The organism is Saprospira grandis, from assembly GCF_027594745.1.
Classification (GTDB): Bacteria; Bacteroidota; Bacteroidia; order Chitinophagales; family Saprospiraceae; genus Saprospira; species Saprospira grandis.
The window spans coordinates 2,151,747-2,172,296 of sequence record NZ_CP110854.1; the positions used below are offsets into that span (position 1 = coordinate 2,151,747).

The 20,550-nt window shown below is 48.0% G+C and carries 17 protein-coding genes; 6 read left to right on the plus strand and 11 right to left on the minus strand.

The annotated features are described in order from the left end of the window. Window positions 1–65 precede the first annotated feature (65 nt). Both OP864_RS08650 and gltX read right to left on the minus strand, forming a co-directional pair. On the minus strand, window positions 66–482 hold the full coding sequence (locus OP864_RS08650) for a TraR/DksA family transcriptional regulator (RefSeq protein ID WP_015692534.1): 417 nt from the start codon (window positions 480–482) through the stop codon (window positions 66–68). Window positions 483–779: 297 nt separating this feature from the next. Next, window positions 780–2,312: a glutamate--tRNA ligase gene (gene gltX / locus OP864_RS08655; protein WP_349294454.1), complete on the minus strand. Its 1,533-nt coding sequence runs from the start codon at window positions 2,310–2,312 to the stop codon at window positions 780–782. Between the two features lie 481 nt (window positions 2,313–2,793). Here gltX and OP864_RS08660 point away from each other — a divergent pair, with 481 nt between their 5' ends. Together OP864_RS08660 and OP864_RS08665 are read left to right on the plus strand one after the other, a co-directional pair. Next, a complete protein-coding gene (locus tag OP864_RS08660; RefSeq protein ID WP_270097821.1) occupies window positions 2,794–3,888 on the plus strand; it encodes an endonuclease/exonuclease/phosphatase family protein in 1,095 nt (364 codons plus the stop codon). A gap of 316 nt (window positions 3,889–4,204) precedes the next feature. Continuing rightward, complete coding sequence (locus OP864_RS08665) at window positions 4,205–5,989, plus strand: T9SS type A sorting domain-containing protein (RefSeq protein WP_270097823.1); 1,785 nt, start codon at window positions 4,205–4,207, stop codon at window positions 5,987–5,989. A gap of 227 nt (window positions 5,990–6,216) precedes the next feature. On the opposite strand, the gene OP864_RS08670 is transcribed toward OP864_RS08665, so the two are convergent. The 5 genes from OP864_RS08670 to OP864_RS08690 form a co-directional block, all read right to left on the minus strand. Beyond that, window positions 6,217–6,582 (minus strand): four helix bundle protein, encoded by a 366-nt coding sequence (locus OP864_RS08670; RefSeq protein WP_015692539.1) that lies wholly within the window; start codon window positions 6,580–6,582, stop codon window positions 6,217–6,219. A gap of 67 nt (window positions 6,583–6,649) precedes the next feature. After that, complete coding sequence (gene radC / locus OP864_RS08675; RefSeq protein ID WP_015692540.1) at window positions 6,650–7,378, minus strand: RadC family protein; 729 nt, start codon at window positions 7,376–7,378, stop codon at window positions 6,650–6,652. 205 nt (window positions 7,379–7,583) lie between these two features. Then, complete coding sequence (locus tag OP864_RS08680; RefSeq protein WP_270097824.1) at window positions 7,584–8,546, minus strand: rhomboid family protein; 963 nt, start codon at window positions 8,544–8,546, stop codon at window positions 7,584–7,586. 99 nt (window positions 8,547–8,645) lie between these two features. Continuing rightward, on the minus strand, window positions 8,646–9,368 hold the full coding sequence (locus OP864_RS08685) for a rhomboid family intramembrane serine protease (protein WP_015692542.1): 723 nt from the start codon (window positions 9,366–9,368) through the stop codon (window positions 8,646–8,648). Between the two features lie 100 nt (window positions 9,369–9,468). Beyond that, complete coding sequence (locus OP864_RS08690) at window positions 9,469–10,092, minus strand: NifU family protein (RefSeq protein ID WP_270097825.1); 624 nt, start codon at window positions 10,090–10,092, stop codon at window positions 9,469–9,471. Window positions 10,093–10,639: 547 nt separating this feature from the next. Between OP864_RS08690 and OP864_RS08695 the strand changes: the two genes are divergently transcribed. From OP864_RS08695 to OP864_RS08705, 3 genes are all read left to right on the plus strand, one after another. Beyond that, window positions 10,640–12,901 carry a CotH kinase family protein gene (locus OP864_RS08695; RefSeq protein WP_270097826.1) on the plus strand — a complete coding sequence of 754 codons (2,262 nt, stop codon included), beginning with the start codon at window positions 10,640–10,642 and terminating at the stop codon, window positions 12,899–12,901. Window positions 12,902–13,064: 163 nt separating this feature from the next. Then, the gene (locus OP864_RS08700) at window positions 13,065–13,961 is read left to right on the plus strand and encodes an ATP-binding cassette domain-containing protein (RefSeq protein WP_270097827.1); all 897 of its coding nucleotides are present in this window, start codon (window positions 13,065–13,067) and stop codon (window positions 13,959–13,961) included. A gap of 63 nt (window positions 13,962–14,024) precedes the next feature. Then, window positions 14,025–14,900 (plus strand): alpha/beta fold hydrolase, encoded by an 876-nt coding sequence (locus OP864_RS08705; protein WP_270097828.1) that lies wholly within the window; start codon window positions 14,025–14,027, stop codon window positions 14,898–14,900. Window positions 14,901–15,232: 332 nt separating this feature from the next. Here the strand turns inward: OP864_RS08705 and OP864_RS08710 are convergent, their stop codons facing one another. The 4 genes from OP864_RS08710 to OP864_RS08725 form a co-directional block, all read right to left on the minus strand. Continuing rightward, the gene (locus OP864_RS08710) at window positions 15,233–16,600 is read right to left on the minus strand and encodes a transglutaminase domain-containing protein (protein ID WP_270097829.1); all 1,368 of its coding nucleotides are present in this window, start codon (window positions 16,598–16,600) and stop codon (window positions 15,233–15,235) included. Between the two features lie 418 nt (window positions 16,601–17,018). Then, window positions 17,019–17,675: a hypothetical protein gene (locus tag OP864_RS08715; RefSeq protein ID WP_270097830.1), complete on the minus strand. Its 657-nt coding sequence runs from the start codon at window positions 17,673–17,675 to the stop codon at window positions 17,019–17,021. After that, the gene (galE, locus tag OP864_RS08720) at window positions 17,662–18,705 is read right to left on the minus strand and encodes a UDP-glucose 4-epimerase GalE (RefSeq protein ID WP_270097831.1); all 1,044 of its coding nucleotides are present in this window, start codon (window positions 18,703–18,705) and stop codon (window positions 17,662–17,664) included. Before galE ends, OP864_RS08715 begins: the two co-directional genes overlap by 14 nt. A gap of 125 nt (window positions 18,706–18,830) precedes the next feature. After that, window positions 18,831–18,956 carry a hypothetical protein gene (locus OP864_RS08725; RefSeq protein WP_270097832.1) on the minus strand — a complete coding sequence of 42 codons (126 nt, stop codon included), beginning with the start codon at window positions 18,954–18,956 and terminating at the stop codon, window positions 18,831–18,833. A 225-nt stretch (window positions 18,957–19,181) separates the two neighbouring features. On the opposite strand from OP864_RS08725, the gene OP864_RS08730 reads away from it, so the two are divergent. Next, complete coding sequence (locus OP864_RS08730) at window positions 19,182–20,255, plus strand: glycosyl transferase family 28 (RefSeq protein ID WP_270097833.1); 1,074 nt, start codon at window positions 19,182–19,184, stop codon at window positions 20,253–20,255. Window positions 20,256–20,550: the final 295 nt, after the last annotated feature.

Below are 20,550 nucleotides of genomic sequence, written 5' to 3' on the forward strand. Positions count from 1 at the left end.
GGAATAAAAAAGCGCTAGTTTCTTTTTCAAGAAAACTAGCGCAACAGTCGAAACAAAACGGCTATCTAAGAGCGGCGAATCACCTTGCGGGGCTTGTCGCCTTTTTCTTTTTGCTTGCCCTCTACCGTTTTGGTAGCATGAGGCACTAGCGCCAAGCGCTCTTTGCTAATGAGTTTGCCCGTAATGGTACAAACGCCATAGGTTTTGTTATTGATACGGATGAGCGCATGCTCTAAGTCGCGAACAAAACGTTGCTGTCTAGCCGCCAACTTATTGAGATGCTCTCTTTGCCAATTTGAGGCGCCATCGTCAAAGGTGCCCGCTCGGTTTTCATCGCCGCTGTTGTTGAGTTCAGTTAACTGAACTTTCAGCTCCTCGAGTTGCTGTTTAGCTTCCTCGAGCTTTTTTTCAATGACCACCTTAAATTCAGCGAGGTCCTCATCGCTATAGCGATTCTTGGCTACATTTTCTTGTTTGCTCATAAGCGCAGGATTTAATAACGTAAATTTGGGATATGGGATAGTTTGGGGGATTGGGTTCTTAACTTATATTAAGTCCCAAAAGTTTAACTAAATACGCCTTTATAGGACTAAAAGTTGGATTTTTGCCGCATTTTTTGACTTTTGCCGCATATACTCCTTTAACTTTTGCGAAATTTAATGCTTTTAAGTTATAACTGCCAGTTTTAGCCATTAAAAATTTTGTTTCTTTTTAAGGTATTAAGCTTAATCTTCTCTTTACAAAAAAAAGCGTTAGCTGCAGGCAGCTAACGCTTTTTTCTATTGAGCGTCACAAAAAGCCATAAAGGCTTGAATGCGATTTTTGTTTTCTTCAGCGCCTAATAGGGCGGCCATTTCAAATACGTCTGGGCCTTTCATCGTTCCCGATAGGGCAAAACGAAGAAAGGGCAGTAGGTCGCCAAAGCCTAGGCTGTTGGCTTCCATGAAGCTCGTAATTACGGTTTTGATGCTCGCCGCATCTGAGGCTGTAAGCAGTTCGGGCAATTGAGCAAATAACTCGGCCCGCTCTGTGGTCCATTTTTTAAGGACCTTTTTCTTGAGGTTTTTGGCCTCATTGGCCAAGGTCTCTTCATAGTTGGGGGCAGCAAAAAAGTATTGCCCCACTACAGGCATTTCGCTAAGGAAATATACCCGCTCTTTGAGCATGCCCGCTACGGCTTCCAAATAGGCTAGACTATAGTCTTTTCCCTGATTAGATAGGATGCGCTGCAGTTCTTCGGCAAGTACTTTATTTTCTGTTGCTATTAGGTATTGCTGGCTAAACCAACGGGCTTTCTCAAAATCAAAACGAGCTCCGCTTTTACTAACTTTCTCAATGTCAAAGGCTTCTACTAGTTCTTCTAAATTGAACATCTCGCGATCTCCCTCAGGGTGCCAACCCAACAAAGCCAAAAAGTTGAGCACAGGAGCAGGCGCAAAGCCCCACTCTCTAAATCCTTTGATTTTTTCTTGGCCCTCTTGCTCAAAGTCAAGGGGAAAAACGGGCATCTCAAACTTAGCCGCATCCCGCTTGCTGAGCTTTCCATTGCCCTTGGGCTTTAGAATGAGCGGAAGATGCGCAAAGGCCGGGCGACTCTCCTCCCAACCCAAATAACGATAGAGCATTACGTGCAAGGGCGTGCTGGGCAACCACTCTTCTCCCCGAACAACATGGCTGATTTTCATCAAGTAATCATCCACAATGTTGGCCAAATGATAGGTGGGCATTTGCTCGCTCCCTTTATACAAGACTTTATCGTCCATGTCGCGGCTGTTGTAACGCACAACACCCCGAATCATATCTTCAAAAACGATTTCTTCTTCCGCAGGCAACAAAATCCGAACAACATAGTCGCCACTGGCCACAAGTTGGTCCACTTCTTCTTGCGATAGGGTCAAAGAGTTGCGCAGTTTCATCCGACTCTCTGCCCCGTATTTAAAGTTTGGCTCTTCTTTGCGAATGGCATCCAGCTCTTCTGCCGTATCAAAGGCATAGTAAGCATAGCCGCTGTCCAACAGTTGTTGCGCATATTTTGCATAAATCGCTTTGCGGTCAGATTGGCGATAAGGACCATATTCTCCACCTTCCACAACTCCCTCATCGGGCGTCAAACCCAACCAAGCCAAGGCTTCATTGATGTAGTCTTCAGCTTCGGCCACAAAACGCTTGCGGTCGGTGTCCTCAATCCGCAAAATGAATGTTCCCCCCATTTTTTTGGCAAAGAGATAATTGTATAAGGCGGTGCGCACGCCCCCAATATGTAGGGCTCCGGTGGGACTAGGTGCAAAACGCAGTCGTACTTGCTGAGACATCATGGCTTTTTTACTATTTTGCTAAATCTGAAAAGACTATTGTTTTGGGGCCTCCGCCTCCCTTCGGTCGTCGGCGGTTACTCCCTTTGGTCGTCGAACTGCGGCCTAAAGGCCTTGTTGTCCTTCGGCAGCTCGCTATCAAGGGGCCTCCCGCCTTCGGCGGGCGCTACGTTCGGCAGCTCGCTATTCGCTCGGCCCTGCGGCGGCTTTGCCGCCTGGGTCTGGCCTTCGGCCACTGCCTTCCATCGCTAGGCCGTTGCTGGCTTCGCCAGCTTAGGGCCGTTCCCTTTGCTTTTCGGGGGCAAAGATAGGCTTTTTCAAAAACTTCTCTCTCTTCCTCAAACTTTTATCTCCCTATGCTTCAAGATTCTTCCAATTTTTTTGTTTGGCCTATTTTAAATAGTGGTCACAAATAAGCTGAGTAGCCCTTTCGTTCAGCCTTGAAAAAGTTTGTTATTATCTCTTTGATATTTCTGCTAAGATGAAAATCGTTCGCTATTTGCGGGCCTTATCGGTCCGTCTTTTATTGCTGCTAAATTTGCCTTTTAGTTTGTTGCTTTTGCTTTCTTATTTGGCCCCTCTTATTCCACCTACGAGCAATAGTTATTTGGCTATTTTGGCCTTGGGGTTTCCTTTTTTGCTCTTGGCCAATTTTGTCTGGGCGCTCTTTTGGCTTTTTCGGCGAAAGCGCTTGTTTTATTTGCCCGCCATTTGCATGTTGTTGGGCTTTCCTTATTTCTCTCAGACTTATGGGCTGCGTTTTTCGGCCCAGCAGGCTGCGCCCGACGGCTTTCGGATGATGAGCTATAATATGCGCTATTTTAATACGGGTTTATACAGAAAGGATGCGGATTTACTGCGGGAGCAAAATCGCTTTTTGGCCTATCTCAAAAAGGAGAATCCGCATATTTTGGCGGCTCAGGAGTGCTCGGGTAGGGGAGTGGCTTCTACGCAGCGGTTTAGAGATAGTTTGCTTCAAATGGGCCTGTCTTATCAGCATTTGGGAGGCGGAAGCAGTCTGGGCATTTTTAGCCGTTATCCCTTAATCAATTTGGGCCAAATACGTTTTGAGGGTTCGCATAATGGGGCCATTTTTGCCGATGTTGTTGATCCAAAAGATACCTTTAGGTTGTATTCGGTACATTTGCAGTCTACCCGTTTGGGCCAAGATGCGGGAGAGGTCCTAAAAAAAGAAAACCTAAAATCATTAAACGATAAGAAGACCCAAGATACTTATTATCGCATTGGCTCTAAGTTGAGCAATGCCTTTGAGTTGAGAGCTATTCAGGCCCAAGCCATTGTGAAGCATGCTACTGCTTCGCCGCATCCTGTTTTTATTATGGGCGATTTTAATGATACGCCTCTTTCTTATAGTTATCGTTTGTTGGCCAAGGGAAGAAAAGACAGCTTTATAGAGCAGGGCAGCGGTTTGGGGGCCAGTTATGCGGGGGGCTTGCCCGGCTTGCGGATCGACTATATTTTATTGCCCAAAAGCTGTAAGGCCTATAATCATCGTTTGCAGGCCGAGGCGATATCTGATCATCGGGCAGTGATTTCGGATTGTGAGTGCCCCTAGCTGCTTTTGGTCCAGCAAGGCGGCGAAGCCGCCGCAAGGCGCGCAGCGCCTCGGCTGAGGGATGGACAGCAGTGGCCGTAGGCCAGACCTAGTTTTTTTGAGCGCAGCGAAAAAAAAACGCAGGGCCGAGCAGACCTGCGAGCTGCGACACAGCCCGACCCGCCCGCAGGGCGGGGCAGCCCCAAAAAATAAAAAAGAGAAGCATTATGCTGGCCCAACCCTTCTGTTTTAGGGTTTGTTTAGAAAGCTATAGGAGATAAGCCAAGGGGATTCTCCTTAAAACTGTATTTTGCGACTTCATTTTAAAAAAAGCTAAATGTCAAAAATCTATCAATTATTTGCAGCTGCTTTTCTGCTGTCATCATCGGTCCTTACGGCCCAAAATATTGTATCTACCACGGCTCAGCCGCAGACCCATTTGCTAGAGGGCATCACGGGGATAAATTGTTATTATTGTGCGGAAGAGTTGGTGGAAATCAGGAGTTTGGAGCCAAATTATCGCTTTGTATATAGTCAATTGCATACATCGGCCTTTGCTCAGCCTCAGAATGGGCAGCTTGATTTTCGGAATGCTACGGCAGATGCCTTAGGGAGTTTGGCGGCTTATAATCAGTTGCCGGCGGCCATGATTAACCGTAAAAATATGGGGAATTTGGCCCAATCTGCGGGCAGTTTAGCGCTTAGTTTGGGCAATTGGGAGGCTGCGCTTAGCCAATTGGATACCGTTATGGCGGTAGTTAATTTGGGTTTGGCTGCCGATTTGGACCTCAGTAGCCGTGAGCTCAATATTGTGGCAGAAAGCTACTATACGGCGGATAGTCCGAGAGACACCAACTATTTGCAGCTATATATTTTGCAAGATAGCGTTTTGAGTAGTCAGGCTGGGGCGGCGGATTTGGACCCTAGTAACCTCAATGCGGCTGGAGAATATTGGCAGCGGAACGTTTTGCGGATGGAGTTGCCCCTTTTGACCCTTAGCCAAACCTCGGCCAGCAGCTTTCGGGCAGATAGTTTTCAGCTCAATTTGCCAGATTCTTTTCAGGGCGTTGCTTTAGATTTTTCTCAAGTTCGCATTTTGGCCGTATTGACTGAATCGGAGCAGGGGGCAGCCTTGAATGCGGCGCAGATTCGGCCGAGCTTTAGCTCGCCCGATCCATTATCTACAGAGATTATTATGGGGCAGTGGGCAGAGTCCTTTGCTAGCCTTTGTGGAACGACTGCAAGTTATGAGTTGGAGATAAAAAATCTGGGGAGTACGCCTATTGACAGTCTAGAAATTAGTTATGACTTGAATTTGGGCCAAAATTCGGGCAGCCAGCAACTGTATTTTCAGCCTAGTTTGGCGCCGGGCTACAGCCAAAGGGTTGTGGTAGCGGATATTCCTGATTTTTTGCAGGCCAACAATAATATAGAATTAAGCATTAGCCAGATTAACGGGCAGGCCAACCCGAACGTTGATTATGCCAATGATGTGATTAGTCAGGCGCCAACTTTCCAATCGGATAGTGCGCAGGGCCAATTGCGAATTGTATTTGATAATTATCCGGAGGATGTGAGTTGGTCGCTGCGAGATTTGAGCATAGACAGCCTAATTTTGTATGGCGACAGCATTGATGCGGCGGCGGTTAGTGTTCAGCAAAACTTTGAGGCCGTATCGGGACATTGCTATGAGTTTATGATTCAGGATGCTTTTGGCGATGGAATTTGCTGCGGTTATGGTTTGGGCTATTCTACCTTAGAAATTGGTGGATTGACCATTGATAGCAGTGGTAGTTTTGGCGCTCAGGGCGGTTTGCGTTTTAGCTGGCAGATGGGCCCTACTGCGGTGGCGCAGCTAATGGCTTTGGAGGGGAAAATCTACCCCAATCCTTCTGCGGGTTTTCTACAATTGGAGCTCAACAACCAAGAGGCTGGGCCTGCTCAGCTAGAGGTGTATAATGTTTTGGGCCAGAAAGCTCGCCCAAGCCAAAGCGTTGATCTATTTGGGGGGAATCAAATTTTGCCACTAGAGCTAAGCGATCTACCCAATGGAAGTTACCAACTAGTATTGCGAACGGCCAATGCTCAATTTAGCAAAATGCTTTTGATTCAGCAGCCCTAGCGTTTACAGCTAGCCTATGGCTACAAAAAGCCATAGGCCTGCTCTTTCGAGACAGACCCATGGTACTAACCAAAACAAAACAAACATTAAAACCACTAAAAAACCATTAAAAGCCCCAGCAAAACCCTCCTCCTATTAGATAGGATCTACGTATAGAGGAGGTAACAGGCAGCAATAGGTAGAAATTCTTGGAGAGCAGTGCGCATTGGCGGGCTGCTCTTTTTTATCTAATTGGCAGCGCTTTGTTTGCGCAAATGTTTTACGAGGCCATAAAGAACGGCAGCGGCCTCATTGGCCTTTGCTTCTAGTTCTTCTTGGATATTGGGCCCAAGCAACTGCAGTTCTAGGCCTAGGGCCAGCATACTACGGCATTCGCTCAGGCTTTGTCGAGCATCTAAGAGGTATTGTTCTTGGGCCATTTTATGAAATTGTTCTTGGCCCAAGGCAACTTGATTGACCGCTCGGCTGGCGGTGAGCAAAAGGCTGTCTTTATACCAGCTTTGCTCGCAACTGTTTAGGCCTAGCTGTAGGGCTTTACAGAAGCCCGCTGTTTTTTGCCAGACCAAACTCTGTTTGAAATTGGGGTAAGCCATAAATTAAATTTAATTGGGGTGAGCAATAAGGATCGCTGATTAGGGTGTTTCTTTTCTGTGGGTCTCGCTAAGAGGGCATATAGCCATCATCGGCAAAACTGCAATAGTCGGTAGCTGCAACAATAATATGGTCCAAAACCTGCAGGTCTAAAATGCGGGCGCCTTGGCAGAGCTTTTCGGTAAGCTGAATATCTGCTTGGCTAGGCAGTTTATTGCCAGAGGGATGATTATGGACCAAAATCAGGGCACAGGCGCGTTCATACTCCAATACTCTTCGGAAGATCTTTTTGGGGTCTACAGCCGTGCTGGCCAAGCCGCCTTCACTCAATTGTAATTTGGCCAACACTCGATTGGCCCGATTGAGCAAAAGCACCCAAAACTCTTCATGCGGAAGGTCCATCAGCAAGGGGGCCGCTAGGCGGTAGGCCTCTGCTGAAGACCGAATAATAGGCCGAGCTGGAAGTGCCGCTAATTGGCGCCTTCGCCCCAATTCCAAAGCCGCCGCAATGCGTATGGCTTTGGCCTGGCCCACCCCCGCAAATCCCTTTAGTTCTCGATGAGATAGTTCGCCTAAAACCTGCAAATTATTCTCTACCTTTTTGAGAATTTCGCGGGCCAATTCTACAGCCGTTTTGCCACTGCAACCAGAACTTAGTAAAATGGCAATGAGCTCGGCATCAGTCAATTGAGCCCCTCCTTTTTCCAAAAACTTTTCTCTTGGTCGCTCCGTAACCGCCCATTCTTTTATCGGCCGATGCCGGTAGCTGCGTTCTTGGGCTACAGTAGGTTTATCCATGCGCTAATTGTTTTTCTGTTATCGTTTACTCAAATGTAGGGCGACTTTTTTAAATACGCAAGAGATAGCCAGCTTTTTTCGTAAATATTTTTAGGTTAGCTTTGTTTTTAGGCCAACCCTAGGGGGCTGAAAAGGCCTGTATAGGCTAGTTTGAGGAGAAAAAAGCATAAAAAAAAGCCTCCTAAAAAAAAGGAGGCTTTTGCTTTTATTTCTTCTGGCTGCTTTCGTCCAGATAGGTTTTTTCATCTTTGGTCAGGCTATCATAGCCCGAGCTTCGTATCTTATCCAAAATGGCATCTACGCATTCCTGATGACTGAGATGTCGGTATTTTTGGGCAAAACTGCGACTATAGCCGCCATAGTTATTATTGCTGGTTTGGCTTTGGGCCGAGGCTTGCATACTGCTGCTTTCCGTTTTGCGGTAGGCCATTTTGGGCCGAGGGCGACTTTTGGGCATCACTTTAGCTTGGCGGCCCTCAAAAAGTGGATGAAGGGGAAGAGAGAGGTCGCGCCCTCTTCGGAGGAGGTAAATAAAGAGCCAACCCATGGCCGCTCCACCTAAATGCGCTAGATGTCCCCCCGAGTTATTGAGTGAAACCGAAACGAGGTCAATCAAAACAAAGGCTAGGGCCACATATTGCAATTGGACATTCCCAATCAGAATAAATCGCATGCTGGCCTTGGGCGTTAGGGCGGCAGCTGCCAAAACAACTCCCATTACCCCTGCCGAGGCCCCAACAATAACTGCTGTTGAACTCTGCCCATAAAAGGCCGGAAAAAGATTGTAGGACAATAAGAAGAAGAGCCCTCCACTAAGGCCCGACGATAAATAAATGCCCCAAATTTGCCGATCCTTAAGCAGGTTGTTGAGCAAACGACCAAACCAGTATAACACCAGCATATTCATGAGCAAATGCCAAATGCCGCTATGTAAAAACATATAGCTAAATAAGGTCCAAGGACGAATCAGCAGTTTGCTAGCATCTGCCGGCAGGTAGAGCCAGTTTTGTACTTCTGCCCAATAGGTTTCGGCCGAAATGCCAAACAAAAAGAATGGCAGTAGCAAAATATTGAGGCCCAAATGTGCCGCAACATTCAACATGATAAGCCGAATAACAGAGTTGCCCCGCTGATAATTATATTTTAAGTCTTGCCAAAGAGTGGTCATATTTTAATGTGATTGGGGAGTGTGACAAATGAATTTGATCAAATAAGTTGCTGTTTATTAAATAGAAAGAGGGATAATCAGTTTCAAAAAATACAAAATTTAATAGAGCTTTCCCGCTTTTTTCCAATACCAAATCATCAAATAACCAAAAAGAGCCCCGCCCAGATGCGCAAAATGCGCTACTCCAGCTTGCTGCCCAGAAAATCCCATGTATAAAGCTAATCCACCCATAATCAATACAAAGTATTTGGCTTTCATCGGAATCGGGGGAATCAATAACATGATCATCCGATTCGGAAATAAGGCCCCAAAGGCCGCCAATACCCCATAAATAGCCCCAGAAGCTCCCACCGCTGGCACATTCATAATGTCATAGGCATACTGTAGTTGGTCCCGAACATCAGGAGATATGTTCCGATTGTAGGTCCCCTCTTCCAAAAATTGATCTCTAACCGCAGGATCTAAACCCTCTAAGGCATACTGAAATTCTATGTAGCCCGCCAACTGATGAAGAAAAACAGCCCCCAATCCCGTAATGATGTAAAAGAGCAAAAAACGCTTGGCCCCCATCCGCCACTCTACATCTCGCCCAAACATATAAAGGGCAAACATGTTGAAAAAGATATGCGTAATGCTATACTGCGAGTGCATAAACATATGCGTCACAATCTGATAGGGCCGAAAATGCTCACTCATTATAGGGTACATGGCAAACATATTATTCATCTCCGGAAAAATCATGGCCACAATGTACATGATCACATTGATGATAATTAAGTTCTTGACTACCTCCGGTAGCCGCATGCCGCTCTGTCCAATCATTCTTTCTATTTATTTGACCATAAAAAAAGGTTGCTCGATAAGGCCGAAACCCCTCCGAACAACCTTAAAAGTACAAAATTATATCTTTATTAACGCTAGGCTAACCCATAATCGCATTAACTTCTTTTACCTGAGGAATCATCCGCTTGAGCATGCCCTCAATTCCCGTTTTTAAGGTCACCGAAGAAGACGGACAACCACTACAAGCTCCCTGCATCACTACACTCACTATCCCATCTTTGTAGGCCTTAAATTCAATGTTCCCTCCATCCATTTCTACGGCCGGACGAACATAGGTCTCCAAGATGTTCTTGATCTTGACCACAATCTCTGCCTCTTCTCCCTCATAATGCTCCTCTTCTTCGGCTTTTTGTGCCGCCTGAACCTCGTCAAAACCATCCTTGATGACTGCCTTTCCTTCTTGCAAGTAGTTCTTAATAAAGCTCTTAAGTTCCAGCATGATGTCGGCCCACTCAAAGTTGTGCCCCTTCGTAATGGTCACAAAGTTGTTGCAAATATATACTCCATTTACTCCCGTTTGAGCAAATAAAGCCGCCGCCAAAGGCGACCATTCTTCCGCCAATTCACGGTCCTCATCCTTAAAATCAGCCGTGCGCTTGGGGTACAACATTTGGTTGGTCACAAACTTTAATGTCTCCGGATTGGGCGTTTGCTCAGTATACAGCATCACAGGCGGACGCTTGTTTTCTACGGTATTTTCCATAGTCGTATTCAGTGTTTTTGGCCTTTCTTGGCCCTTTAATTAGATCAGTTACAAAGTTAACAAAAAGTCTTCAGATTAGTTTGTGATTTAATAACTTGAGCTGTTAAGGGCTGTTTAAATCCTCTTTTTTTGGGGCCTCCGCCTCGCTGCGCTCGTCGGCGGTTACTCCCTTTGGTCGTCGAACTGCGGCCTAAAGGCCTTGTTGTCGTTCCGCCGCTCGCTGCTGTTTTGGGGCCTCCGCCTCGCTGCGCTCGTCGGCGGTTACTCCCTTTGGTCGTCGAACTGCGGCCTAAAGGCCTTGTTGTCGTTCCGCCGCTCGCTGCTGTTTTGGGGCCTCCGCCTCCCTTTGGTCGTCGGCGCTACGTTTCGCAGCTCGCTATTCGCTCGGCCCTTCGGCAGCAAGCTGCCTCGGTCTGGCCCTGCGGGCCACTGCTGCACATCGCTAGGCCAAATGGACCGCCCTGCGCTTGCCGCTCTGTCTCAACGCCAAAATAAGATCTCCCCCTAGATTATATTCTGTATCTTAGATCCGCTAATCGCTTCCCTTATGCGCCTATGGATTTTTCTGCTGTTTTGGGCCAATCTGCTCTCCGCCCAAGTTCCGCCTTCGGCTTATTATGCCAAAGAGCTGCCCATTCATTTGACCGATAGCCAAAGCCTTCAACTTTTTTCTCCGCCCCAACTCCTCCAAGGACCATTAGATACCTTGCTCCAAAGGCCCCAATTTGCCATCTGGCAAAAGGGCGATAGCCTAAGCTATCGCAGCTATTTGGTCCAAGAGGCCCCCAGCCAATTAATTACGGTCAGCCTTTTTGTCCAACCCAAACTCCTCTGGGATGACAATAAAGGAATTTATAGCAAAGGCCTCCGCGCTTGGCCCATCTTCCCCTATAAAGGCGCCAATTTCTACCAAAAGAAAGAGGTCCCCGCCCAGTTGGCATTAATAGATAGTAGCGGCCTGCTCTGGCAAGGCCCCGTTGGCCTTAGCATTTTTGGCGGCAATAGCCGAGCCTATGAACAAAAGTCTCTAGCCATTTATGCCCGCTCTTCTTATGGGGCCAAATGGATCCGCTACCCCATTTTTCCAGATTTACCTTATAAGAAGTATAAACGCCTGGTCCTCCGAAATTCAGGCAGTGGCTTTAAGGGCAGCCACCTCCGAGATGCTTTTATTGGCAAATTGGGCCGTGAATTGGGCCTGGGCGTTCAAGCCTACCGCCCCGCTAGGGTCTATATTAATGGCCAATATTGGGGCATCCTCAATATCCGAGAGAAATTGACGGCCCGCTATCTCGAACAACATTATGGGGTAGATAAAGATAGTTTGGACCTTATGGAGTATAGTGTGAATGTTAATGCCGGCAGCTCCGCCCACTATTTGCGCCTGCGCAAGTATATGCAGCAACATAATTTGGCCGATAGCCAACATTATGCGCAAGTTGGCCGCTGGATGGATGTCCAAAATTTTATGGATTATCAAATTATGCAAATCTATGCCGATAATCAGGACGCTGGCGGAAATATTAAGTTTTGGCGACCAAAAACAGCCAATGGCCGCTGGCAATGGCTGCTCTATGATACCGATTATGGCTTTGGCTTTTATAGTAAAGGCGGCTACGATTTTAATAGCCTGAAATTTCATACGGAAGCTAATGGCCCCCGCTGGCCCAATCCGCCCTGGTCCACGTTTTTGCTCCGCCAATTGCTCAAAAACCAAGGTTTTCGCCAAGCGTTTTTACAACGCTTTTGCGACCGAATTAATGGCCATTTTCAAGCAGAACGCCTCTGCAACCGCCTAGATAGTATGGGCCAAGTTCTCCGTCCAGAACTTTGGCGCCACCAGTTGCGCTGGCAATTGCACCACAGCCTCTGGACCAACCGCATGCAGGAGATGGCCGAGTTTGCCCACAAACGCCCCAGCTATATGGCCCAATTCTTAGCCGAGTTTTTCCCAGAATTTGGTCCCCAACAAAGCCTTGTTCTGCAAACCCAAGGAGATGGCTTTGTCCGTGTCAATGATTTATATAATACAGAAGGCCTAGCCCAGGGCCTCTATTTTCAGGGTTTGGGGCTGCGCCTAAAGGCGCAGCCCTATCTGGACCAAAGGTTCTCGCATTGGATCATTAACGGCCAACGCTATGAGGGCCAAAGTCTAGCATTGCCTCCCCAAGCTAGAGATAGCCTTTATATTACCGCCGTTTTTGAGCTAGCCCCAAAACGAGACTTGATTATTAATGAGTTTAGCTGCCGAGATACTCTTGCGGGCGATTGGATTGAGTTTTTTAATGCCAGCGCCCAAGCACTGCAGCTAGAAAAATATGCCCTAGAAGATGAAAAGGGCCATCACTACCAGTTTGCAGCGGGCAAATTGCCCGCTGGGGCCTATTTGGTCCTTTGTCGAGATAGCCTAGGCTTCAAAAAGCGCTTTCCAGATTTCTCGGGCCAGCTTTGGAGCGGCCTTAATTTTGGCCTAGGCGCCAAAAGCGATCAGCTTCTGCTCTATGCCCAAAATGAGTTGGTAGATAGCCTAAGCTACAAGCTGGGAAAGTCAAAAGATTCTTTATTTTTGTCCTTGGCCCTAAGGCATCCCTATCTGCAAAGAAGCAACTTTGCCCTCAACTGGAAAAAGGAGCGCAATGCAGGTAGCCCCGGCCAAGAAAATCCCATATACAGCAAAAAACGAAAAGAACGCAGCTTGTCCAAAGACTGGAAAGCCGCAAATTTTGCCCCCTATCTATGGGGATTAGCCCTTTTTCTGGGCCTGCTCCTGGCAGCCTATGGCTTGGGCCAATATCGAGGCAGGGAATAAGGCCAAGCCTCCTTGGCCTAGCGATGTGGAGGGGTGGCCGAAGGCCAGACCAAGCTTTTTTGAGCAAAGCGAAAAAAAGCGAAGGGCCGAGCAGACCTGCGAGCCCCGCAACGTAGCGCCGCAGCTTTGCTGCGGAGGCCCCAAAAAAATAAAAAGAAATAGCATGTCAATAGTTGTAGAAAATCTGAGCAAAGTATATGGCGAGCAAACCGCCGTGGATAACCTGAGTTTTGAACTAAAAAAAGGCGAAATTCTCGGCTTTTTGGGGCCCAATGGCGCCGGAAAAAGCAGCACGATGAAAATGCTAACCACCTTTATTCCACCTACTTCTGGACGGGCATTTGTGGCTGGTTTTGATATCGAAAAAGAGGGGGATGAACTGCGCAAAAGAGTGGGCTATCTGCCCCAAGATAATCCCCTTTATTTGGATATGTATGTGCGAGAATATCTGCTTTTTATTGCGGGTTTGCACCGTTTGGACCGCAAAAAAGCGCGGGTAGATCAGATGATTGAGCAAACGGGCCTGAGCCGAGAAGCGCATAAATTGATCGGGAGTTTATCGGGTGGATATCGCCAAAGGGTGGGCCTAGCGCAAGCCCTTTTGCATGATCCCGAAGTGCTGATTTTAGATGAGCCGACCTCGGGTTTGGACCCCAACCAATTGGTGGAAATTCGGGCGCTAGTGCGCCAACTCGGGGAGGAGAAAACCGTTTTATTTTCTTCTCATATTATGCAAGAAATTGAGGCCCTTTGCGATCGGGTCCTCATCCTGAACCGCGGTAAATTGGTGGCCGATGACCGCATTAGCAATTTGCAGACGAAATTGGGCCAAGAACAAAGAGTAAAAGTGCTTTTCAAAGAAAAAGTGAGCCGCCAACAACTAGAGCAATTGGGCCAAGTAGAACCCCTTGGCGGAGGGGCATTTTTGCTTAGCTCTAGCCAAAAAAACGATTTACGAGAAGCGCTTTTCCGTTTTGCCGTAGACCAAAAGTTGAGCCTCCTCGAATTGGTGCCCGAACGTTCCAGCATTGAGCAGGTTTTCCAAAAACTGACTAGCTAAATCGACCGTTAGGCCTCTTTTTCCGTAAAGAGTTTAGATTTCCCCACTACAACTAATGCGATTATGATGCGATGGAAAAAATGGCGTAAAATCGGTCTTTTATTTAGCCTTTTTCTGGGCTTGAGCTTTATTTCAGATGCCTGTATGCAATTTAGAATGTCGGACAAAAAGGTTCAAAAGAAGTTTAAAAAGTTGCCCATCAAGCCCAAAATTGGCCGCTATGAATTGGATGGCCGAACCATTCGCTATCTGGAATTAGGGCCAGAAGATGCCCCGACCATTGTTTTTATTCATGGTGCGCCGGGCTCTTCTCAGGACTATATGAAGTATTTGCAGGATAGCAGTTTGTACCAAAATTATCATCTTTTGGCTGTAGATCGCCCTGGCTATGGCTACTCTAATTTTGGCAAAGCGCTACCCTCTATTGCCGAGCAGGCCCGCTATCTGGCGCCCGTTTTGGCCCTCAATCAATACAAAAAACCGCCTATTTTGGTGGGCCATTCTTATGGTGGGCCGGTGGCTGTTCGTCTGGCCATGGATTATCCCGAGCAGACGGGGCCACTCTACCTTTTGGCCTCGGCCCTAGACCCCGAGCACGAGAAGGTGTTCTGGTTCAATTACCCTATGCGCTATACCATTTTTAATTGGCCTTTGCCCCGCTCGTTAAAGGTGGCCAATAAAGAGAAATTGGCCCATGCCAAGGAGCTAGAAGAGATGTTGCCGCTTTGGGAAAATCTAGAAAATGAAACGGTTTTGGTCCATGGCCGAAACGATAAGATTGTCCCTATAGAAAACTCTTATTTCGCAGAAAAAGCCCTAACTAAGGCCGCTGTAGATAGCCTCTATCAAGACAAAATGAACCACTTCCTGATCTGGAACCGCTATGAATTGATCCGTGATCGCTTGCTGGAGTTGGCCAATAATTATACTAAGGACTAATTGTTTTTGGGGCTGCCCCTTCCGCTAGCTTAAAACCCAGCGCAAAGCGGTATCGCTTTGCGAAGCTACACAAAATGAGGGTTGAAACCCTCATGAATTATCGGGCGGGTCGGGCTGTGTCGTGGCTCGCAGGTTTGCTCGGCCCTGCGGGGCTTTCGCTTCGCTTCAGCCCCTGGGTCTGCGGCTTCGCCGCCCCACTTTCCATCCCTCAGCCTGCGGCCCCTTCGGGGCCTGTAGGACCGAAAATGCTGCTAAATGCTTCCTTGGATGAAGGCCCAAAAACCAAAGGGGCGGTCGCTACTAGCGACCGCCCCTTTTCTCTAGCTCAAGAACTAATATTTCTTTGTTTTTTGCTCTTTAGAGGTGTACCAACACTGGGTACCAGAATCATTACAAGAATATTGGCCCATTTTCCAATCTAAGCAAAGCCAATGCAGCCCTTGGGCATCCTTTAAGCCATTGATGGTCATATTAGGCTTGTTGTAATAACTACGAATAGCCTTTACTGCCCGGTCCCAATCACTTTGGCTACCAATAAGAACCTCGGCCCAAGCATGGCCCCCGCCACTACAGCGGCCCACCATAATTCTCGATACGCCACCAATAGATTCTATACAAGAGGCCGTTAGGGCTGCAAAATCATCACAATCGCCAGCCAAATCTACCGCAATGGTCCGATCGGCAGGGGAGTAGAAGTCATCTCTTAGGACCGTGGGGTCATTGACATAGCTCCAATGAGAACTGAGGTGCATATGCAAGGCACAAATCTGCTTAATTCCGTTGCGGCCTGGCAATCCCCGCTGATAATCATAATACGGTCCAGATTCTGCCTTGACCAAAGAGACCGCAAAGTCCCGCACACAAGGCTGCCCAGGTACGACCGCCTCCGCAATGCGTTTCACCATCTTGCTTGACTCTTTAGAGCTGGCACACCAACTAAAATCCTTGAGGTTTTGCCGCTGTTGAGCCATCTGCTTGGCATATTCTTCATTTTGCTTCTTGAGCTCTTCTATGGTCTGCTGGTCTTCCTCCATCCGAGAAATGCGCTCCTGCAATTCTTTAATTTTGGCCTCTTTTTCTCCCTCTTCTAAGCTTTCATCTTCCTCTACTTTTTGTAGATACTGCTTAACCGAAGGTAATTTGAGGTACTTCTTATCAATCATTTTTCCTAATTTCTGCATACCCGCATCCACAGAAATCTCAAAGTCCTGATTCTCTAAACGCAACCAATTCATTTGGTCTGTGGTCACTAAAAAACCAATGGGCAAGATGACCAAGGCCGCTAGCTCTGCAAAAAGGGGAATCCTATGGTTGAAACTCATCAAAATGCCACTACTGACCGTAATGATGCCCACTATATAATTTAATTGCGGCACCGACAAAAAGCCAATCCCCGCGGCCCAATTCCTAAACCAGCCCATAAAACTAATTTCTACAGCCGTAGAAATTAAAAAGAAGCCAATGAGGTAGCCCACAAAGGTGGCACTCACATTATGCCCGCCCCCAAAAAGGAACATCAGGCCCATCAGGATAAAGGCAATAACTGTCATAAGAGAGCGGTCGCCCCAAGGAGCAATGTTTTCCAGAAAATTGACGGGGCCCTCCCAGCCTGCAGCATAAAATAGCCCAGGCACCAACATCAAAATGCCAATGAAACCGATAAGGCTAAAGATTTTTTGTAGTAAAGATAGTTTTTTCATAGACCGTATGGGGTTTTGGGAATAAAAAGCAACTTAGCGTTGAAACACTAGCAAAATACGTTTTTTTTAGGGATAAAATTCCCTAATTACTTAATCTTTGGGCCTTTTTGCGTCCTACAGGCCCAAAGGGCCGCAGGCAATAGCCAAATTTAAACGCACTTCCTTTTATAGTTTGCAGCAATTTCCCGCTAGTCGGTCCTATTTTTCTCGGCCATAGCGAAGGCTATGCCCTTAAAAAATAGCTGGCCTAACAGAAAATTCATAGCAAACCATGGCCAAAGCAGCGCGATTAAATCTGGCTGAGGGGCTGTAGCAGGGCCGCCGCAGGCGGCAGACCAAAGCGCTGAAAGCGCTGCAGGGCCGAGCAGACCTGCGAGCTGCGCAATGGCCCGACCCGAGCGAAGCGAGTGGGCAGCCCCTAAAAAAGCGGAACTAAAAACAAATTGTCTCGGCTCATCCAGCTGCTATTGCCAATATAATGATGGCTGTTGCTAATGACCACCACTCCGTTTTCATAGACCTGCAAAACCAGATTTTCCCAATCTTCTCGCCTCGCTTTGGCCGCCTTCCAGAAACGGCGCAAAGGGCCCTTTTTGCCCGCATAGAGCTTAAAACTACAGTGCTTAAACTGGTGGATATCTGGATTTGGGCCCTGATAATGGTAAAAACTACTAAAATGAAGCAGCCGATAGCGCCGCCCTAACTGAGCTTTTTCGTCTAGTTGGACTTGGCCAACATTCCTTTGCGCTCCTTGCAAAAAGCTACTGCCCAAGGCTGGGCCAGGGCTGATGGGCCAGCCCAAACTGCCCAATTGGGCCTGGGCCTCTGGAGACAGGCGAATGATTTGATCGGCCTGCGGATGCAAATTGGCCATAAATAGGCTGTCTCCAGCTGCAAAATGGCAGGCGCAAAGGCTGTCCCAAAGCTGCTGCTCTTCTAAGCTAAAACTATTCTGTTCTAAGCGCTGGTATAAAAGCTGCTCCAAGCGCAAAAAGCCCAAGCTATCAGATAGTTGGGCCGATAGGGGCGCGCTGGCTAAAAGTAGAACCGCATAAAGTAGTTTAATGAACTTCATTTTTTTCCTTGATTGCGGCCAAAACCTGCTGCCAGCGCCAGGCCGACTGCATGATGTCCCCAATATCATAACTGGGGATCCAGCCCAAACGATCTTTGGCCTTTTGATAGTTGGCATAAATGGCGGCCACATCGCCCGCTCGAGCAGGAGCCAAACGATAGTTTAGAGGCTGTTGGGTAGCGGCCTCCGTGGCCCGAATGGCCTCTAGGACCGTGACGCCCTCGCCAATCCCAATATTAAAGACTTCCAGGCGCTCTTCATTGCGGCCATCTTGCAGATAGCTCAGGGCCAAACGGTGGGCCTTGGCCAGATCCATAATATGTATATAATCACGGATGCAGCTGCCGTCTCTAGTGGCGTAATCTTGGCCAAAAACCTGAAATTCTTCTCGCCAACCCATGGCCACCTCCATCAAAATGGGCACTAAATTATAGGACTGCTTTTGCGGAAATTCGCCCAATAGCCCCGAGGGATGCGCTCCCGCAGGATTAAAATAACGCAACAAAATGGCTTGCTGCTCTGGATAAGCCTGCAAAAAATCTCGAATGATTTCTTCCGACATCTGTTTGCTGCGAGCATAAGGACTCTCGGCCCGCCCAATGGGCGTTTGCTCATCCACGGGCAGTTGCTCCACATTGCCATAAACCGAGCAAGAGGAGGAAAAAATAAGCTGCTTGACCCCATGCTTTTGCATTTGCTCCAACAACTGACAAAGGCCCATCAGGTTGTTTTGATAGTAGCGCAAAGGCTGAGCAACCGACTCCGGCACACTCTTTAAAGCCGCAAAATGAATGACCGCAGTAATTTCTGGCTCGGCCAAAAAAACTTGGGCCAGCCCCTCCGCATCACACAAATCTACTGCATAATGCCGAATCGTCTGGCCCGTGATGTCTTCCAAACGGCCCAAAATTTCAGGCGATGAACGAATATGACTGTCTAAACTGATAAATTCATAGCCCGCCTGAGCGAGCTCCAAAAGGCAATGGCTCCCAATGTAGCCCGTTGCCCCCGTAAGCAATACTTTGGCCATTAGGGAAGTTGGATTTTATTAAAAGTGGGGCAACCTTGGCGCTTGGAGACGCAGCTGCTGCCTAAACTGAGCAAAAAAAGACTGAGAACAAAAACTACAATCACTGATTTCATAAGAAGTATATTTTAAGAGTTGGCAGAAATGGACCAAGTGGGGCAGCCGCCGCAACGATTGGCTCGGCAACTAGACAATAAGGCCATCAGACTGAGGCTGAGGGCAAAAACGAAGAGAAGCTTTTTGTGCTTTTTCATATTTTTCTGTTTTATTCGCAAGCTAAATGATTCCTTTTTTTTTGGGGCCTCCCCTCGCCCTCAAGGGCTCGGGGCGCTAGGCTTCAGGGCTCGCTATTCGCTCGGCCCTGCGCGGGCTTCGCCCGCTGGGTCTGGCCCTCTGGGCCACCCTTGCGCAGCGCTAGGCCATTTTGGCCCTGCGGGCCAAGGCGGCAAAGCCGCCTCCATAGCTAAACCATAAACGCCATGCCAAAGCGAAAACGTATTCTATTTACGGCATTAAATTGGGGCTTGGGCCATGCCAGCCGCAGCATTCCGCTCATTCAGAAGGCCATAGCTTTTGGTTTGCAGCCTTATTTGGCCGCTGAAGGAGAGGCTTTGGCCCTTTGGCAAGCGCAGTTTCCCAATTTGCCACATATAGCGTTGCCAGCCTACAATATACGGTATCCCAGCCAAAATATGAGTTGGAACATGGCCCTACAACTGCCGCAGATTCTCCGTGCTATGGCCAAGGAGCAAGCCCTCTTGCCGAAGTTAGTAAATAAATATCAGATCTCGCTCTTGCTCAATGATAATCGCTACGGATGTTATTCGGCTAGTTTGCCTAGTGCCTTTTTGGGCCATCAGCTGCGGATTGCCTTTCCCTATAGTTGGCAAAAGGCCCTTTTTCAGCCAATTAACCGCTATTTGCTACAAAAGCATCGGCTCATTTGGCTACCCGATTATGAGGGCGAGGGGAACCTATCGGGGGAGTTGGGGCAGGGCCTGCCTTGGTCCAATATTCGTTATATTGGTCCTCTGTCTAGATTGCCCACCGTAAATATACAACAGCAAGATTATGAGATCGTTGCGCTTTTATCTGGACCAGAGCCACAGCGGCAGTATTTAGAAAATGAGTTGCGGCAAAAGTTGGCCCAATTGCCCCAAAAAAGCCTAATCATTAGAGGGAAAATAGGGGAGGAGGGGGCGCAACTGAGCGGAGACTATCCCCATATTTTGCCTTATGCAGGCGGCCGAGAGCTAGCTAGCTATTTGCTTTCGGCCCAGCTACTCATTTTGAGGGGAGGCTATAGCAGTTTGATGGATTTGGCCCAGCTAAAGGCGGGAGCTATGCTGCTTTGTCCCACCCCGGGCCAAACAGAACAAGAATATCTGGCCCAAAAACTAGGGCAGCAAGGCCGAGCGCAGCAGCAGGCTCAGGGGCAATTGGATTTGGGCCGAGCTTGGGCCCAAAAAGAACAAAAGCTTCCGAATTGGCCCCAAAAAGCAGCCATAGATTTGGCCCCCTTCTTTGCAGAACTAGTAGATTTGGCCCAATAGGTCCTACAGGCGGCAAAGCCGCCGCAAAGGCGCGCAGCGCCTCGGCTGAGGGATGGAAAAGGGTGGCCCAAAGGGCCAGACCCAAGTTTTTTGAAGCGAAGCGAAAAAAACTGCAGGGCCGAGCAGACCTGCGAGCCCTGACACAGCCCGACCCAAGGCTGCAGGCCGCAGGGGCAGCCCCAAATAAAAAACAGAAATAAAGCCTTTTGGGGAGAACAAAGCGGCGAAACTAAGGACTTAAGGACTTTGGAGAATGCTGAAAATTGAAAGAAAAACAGTAATATTACATTTTCTA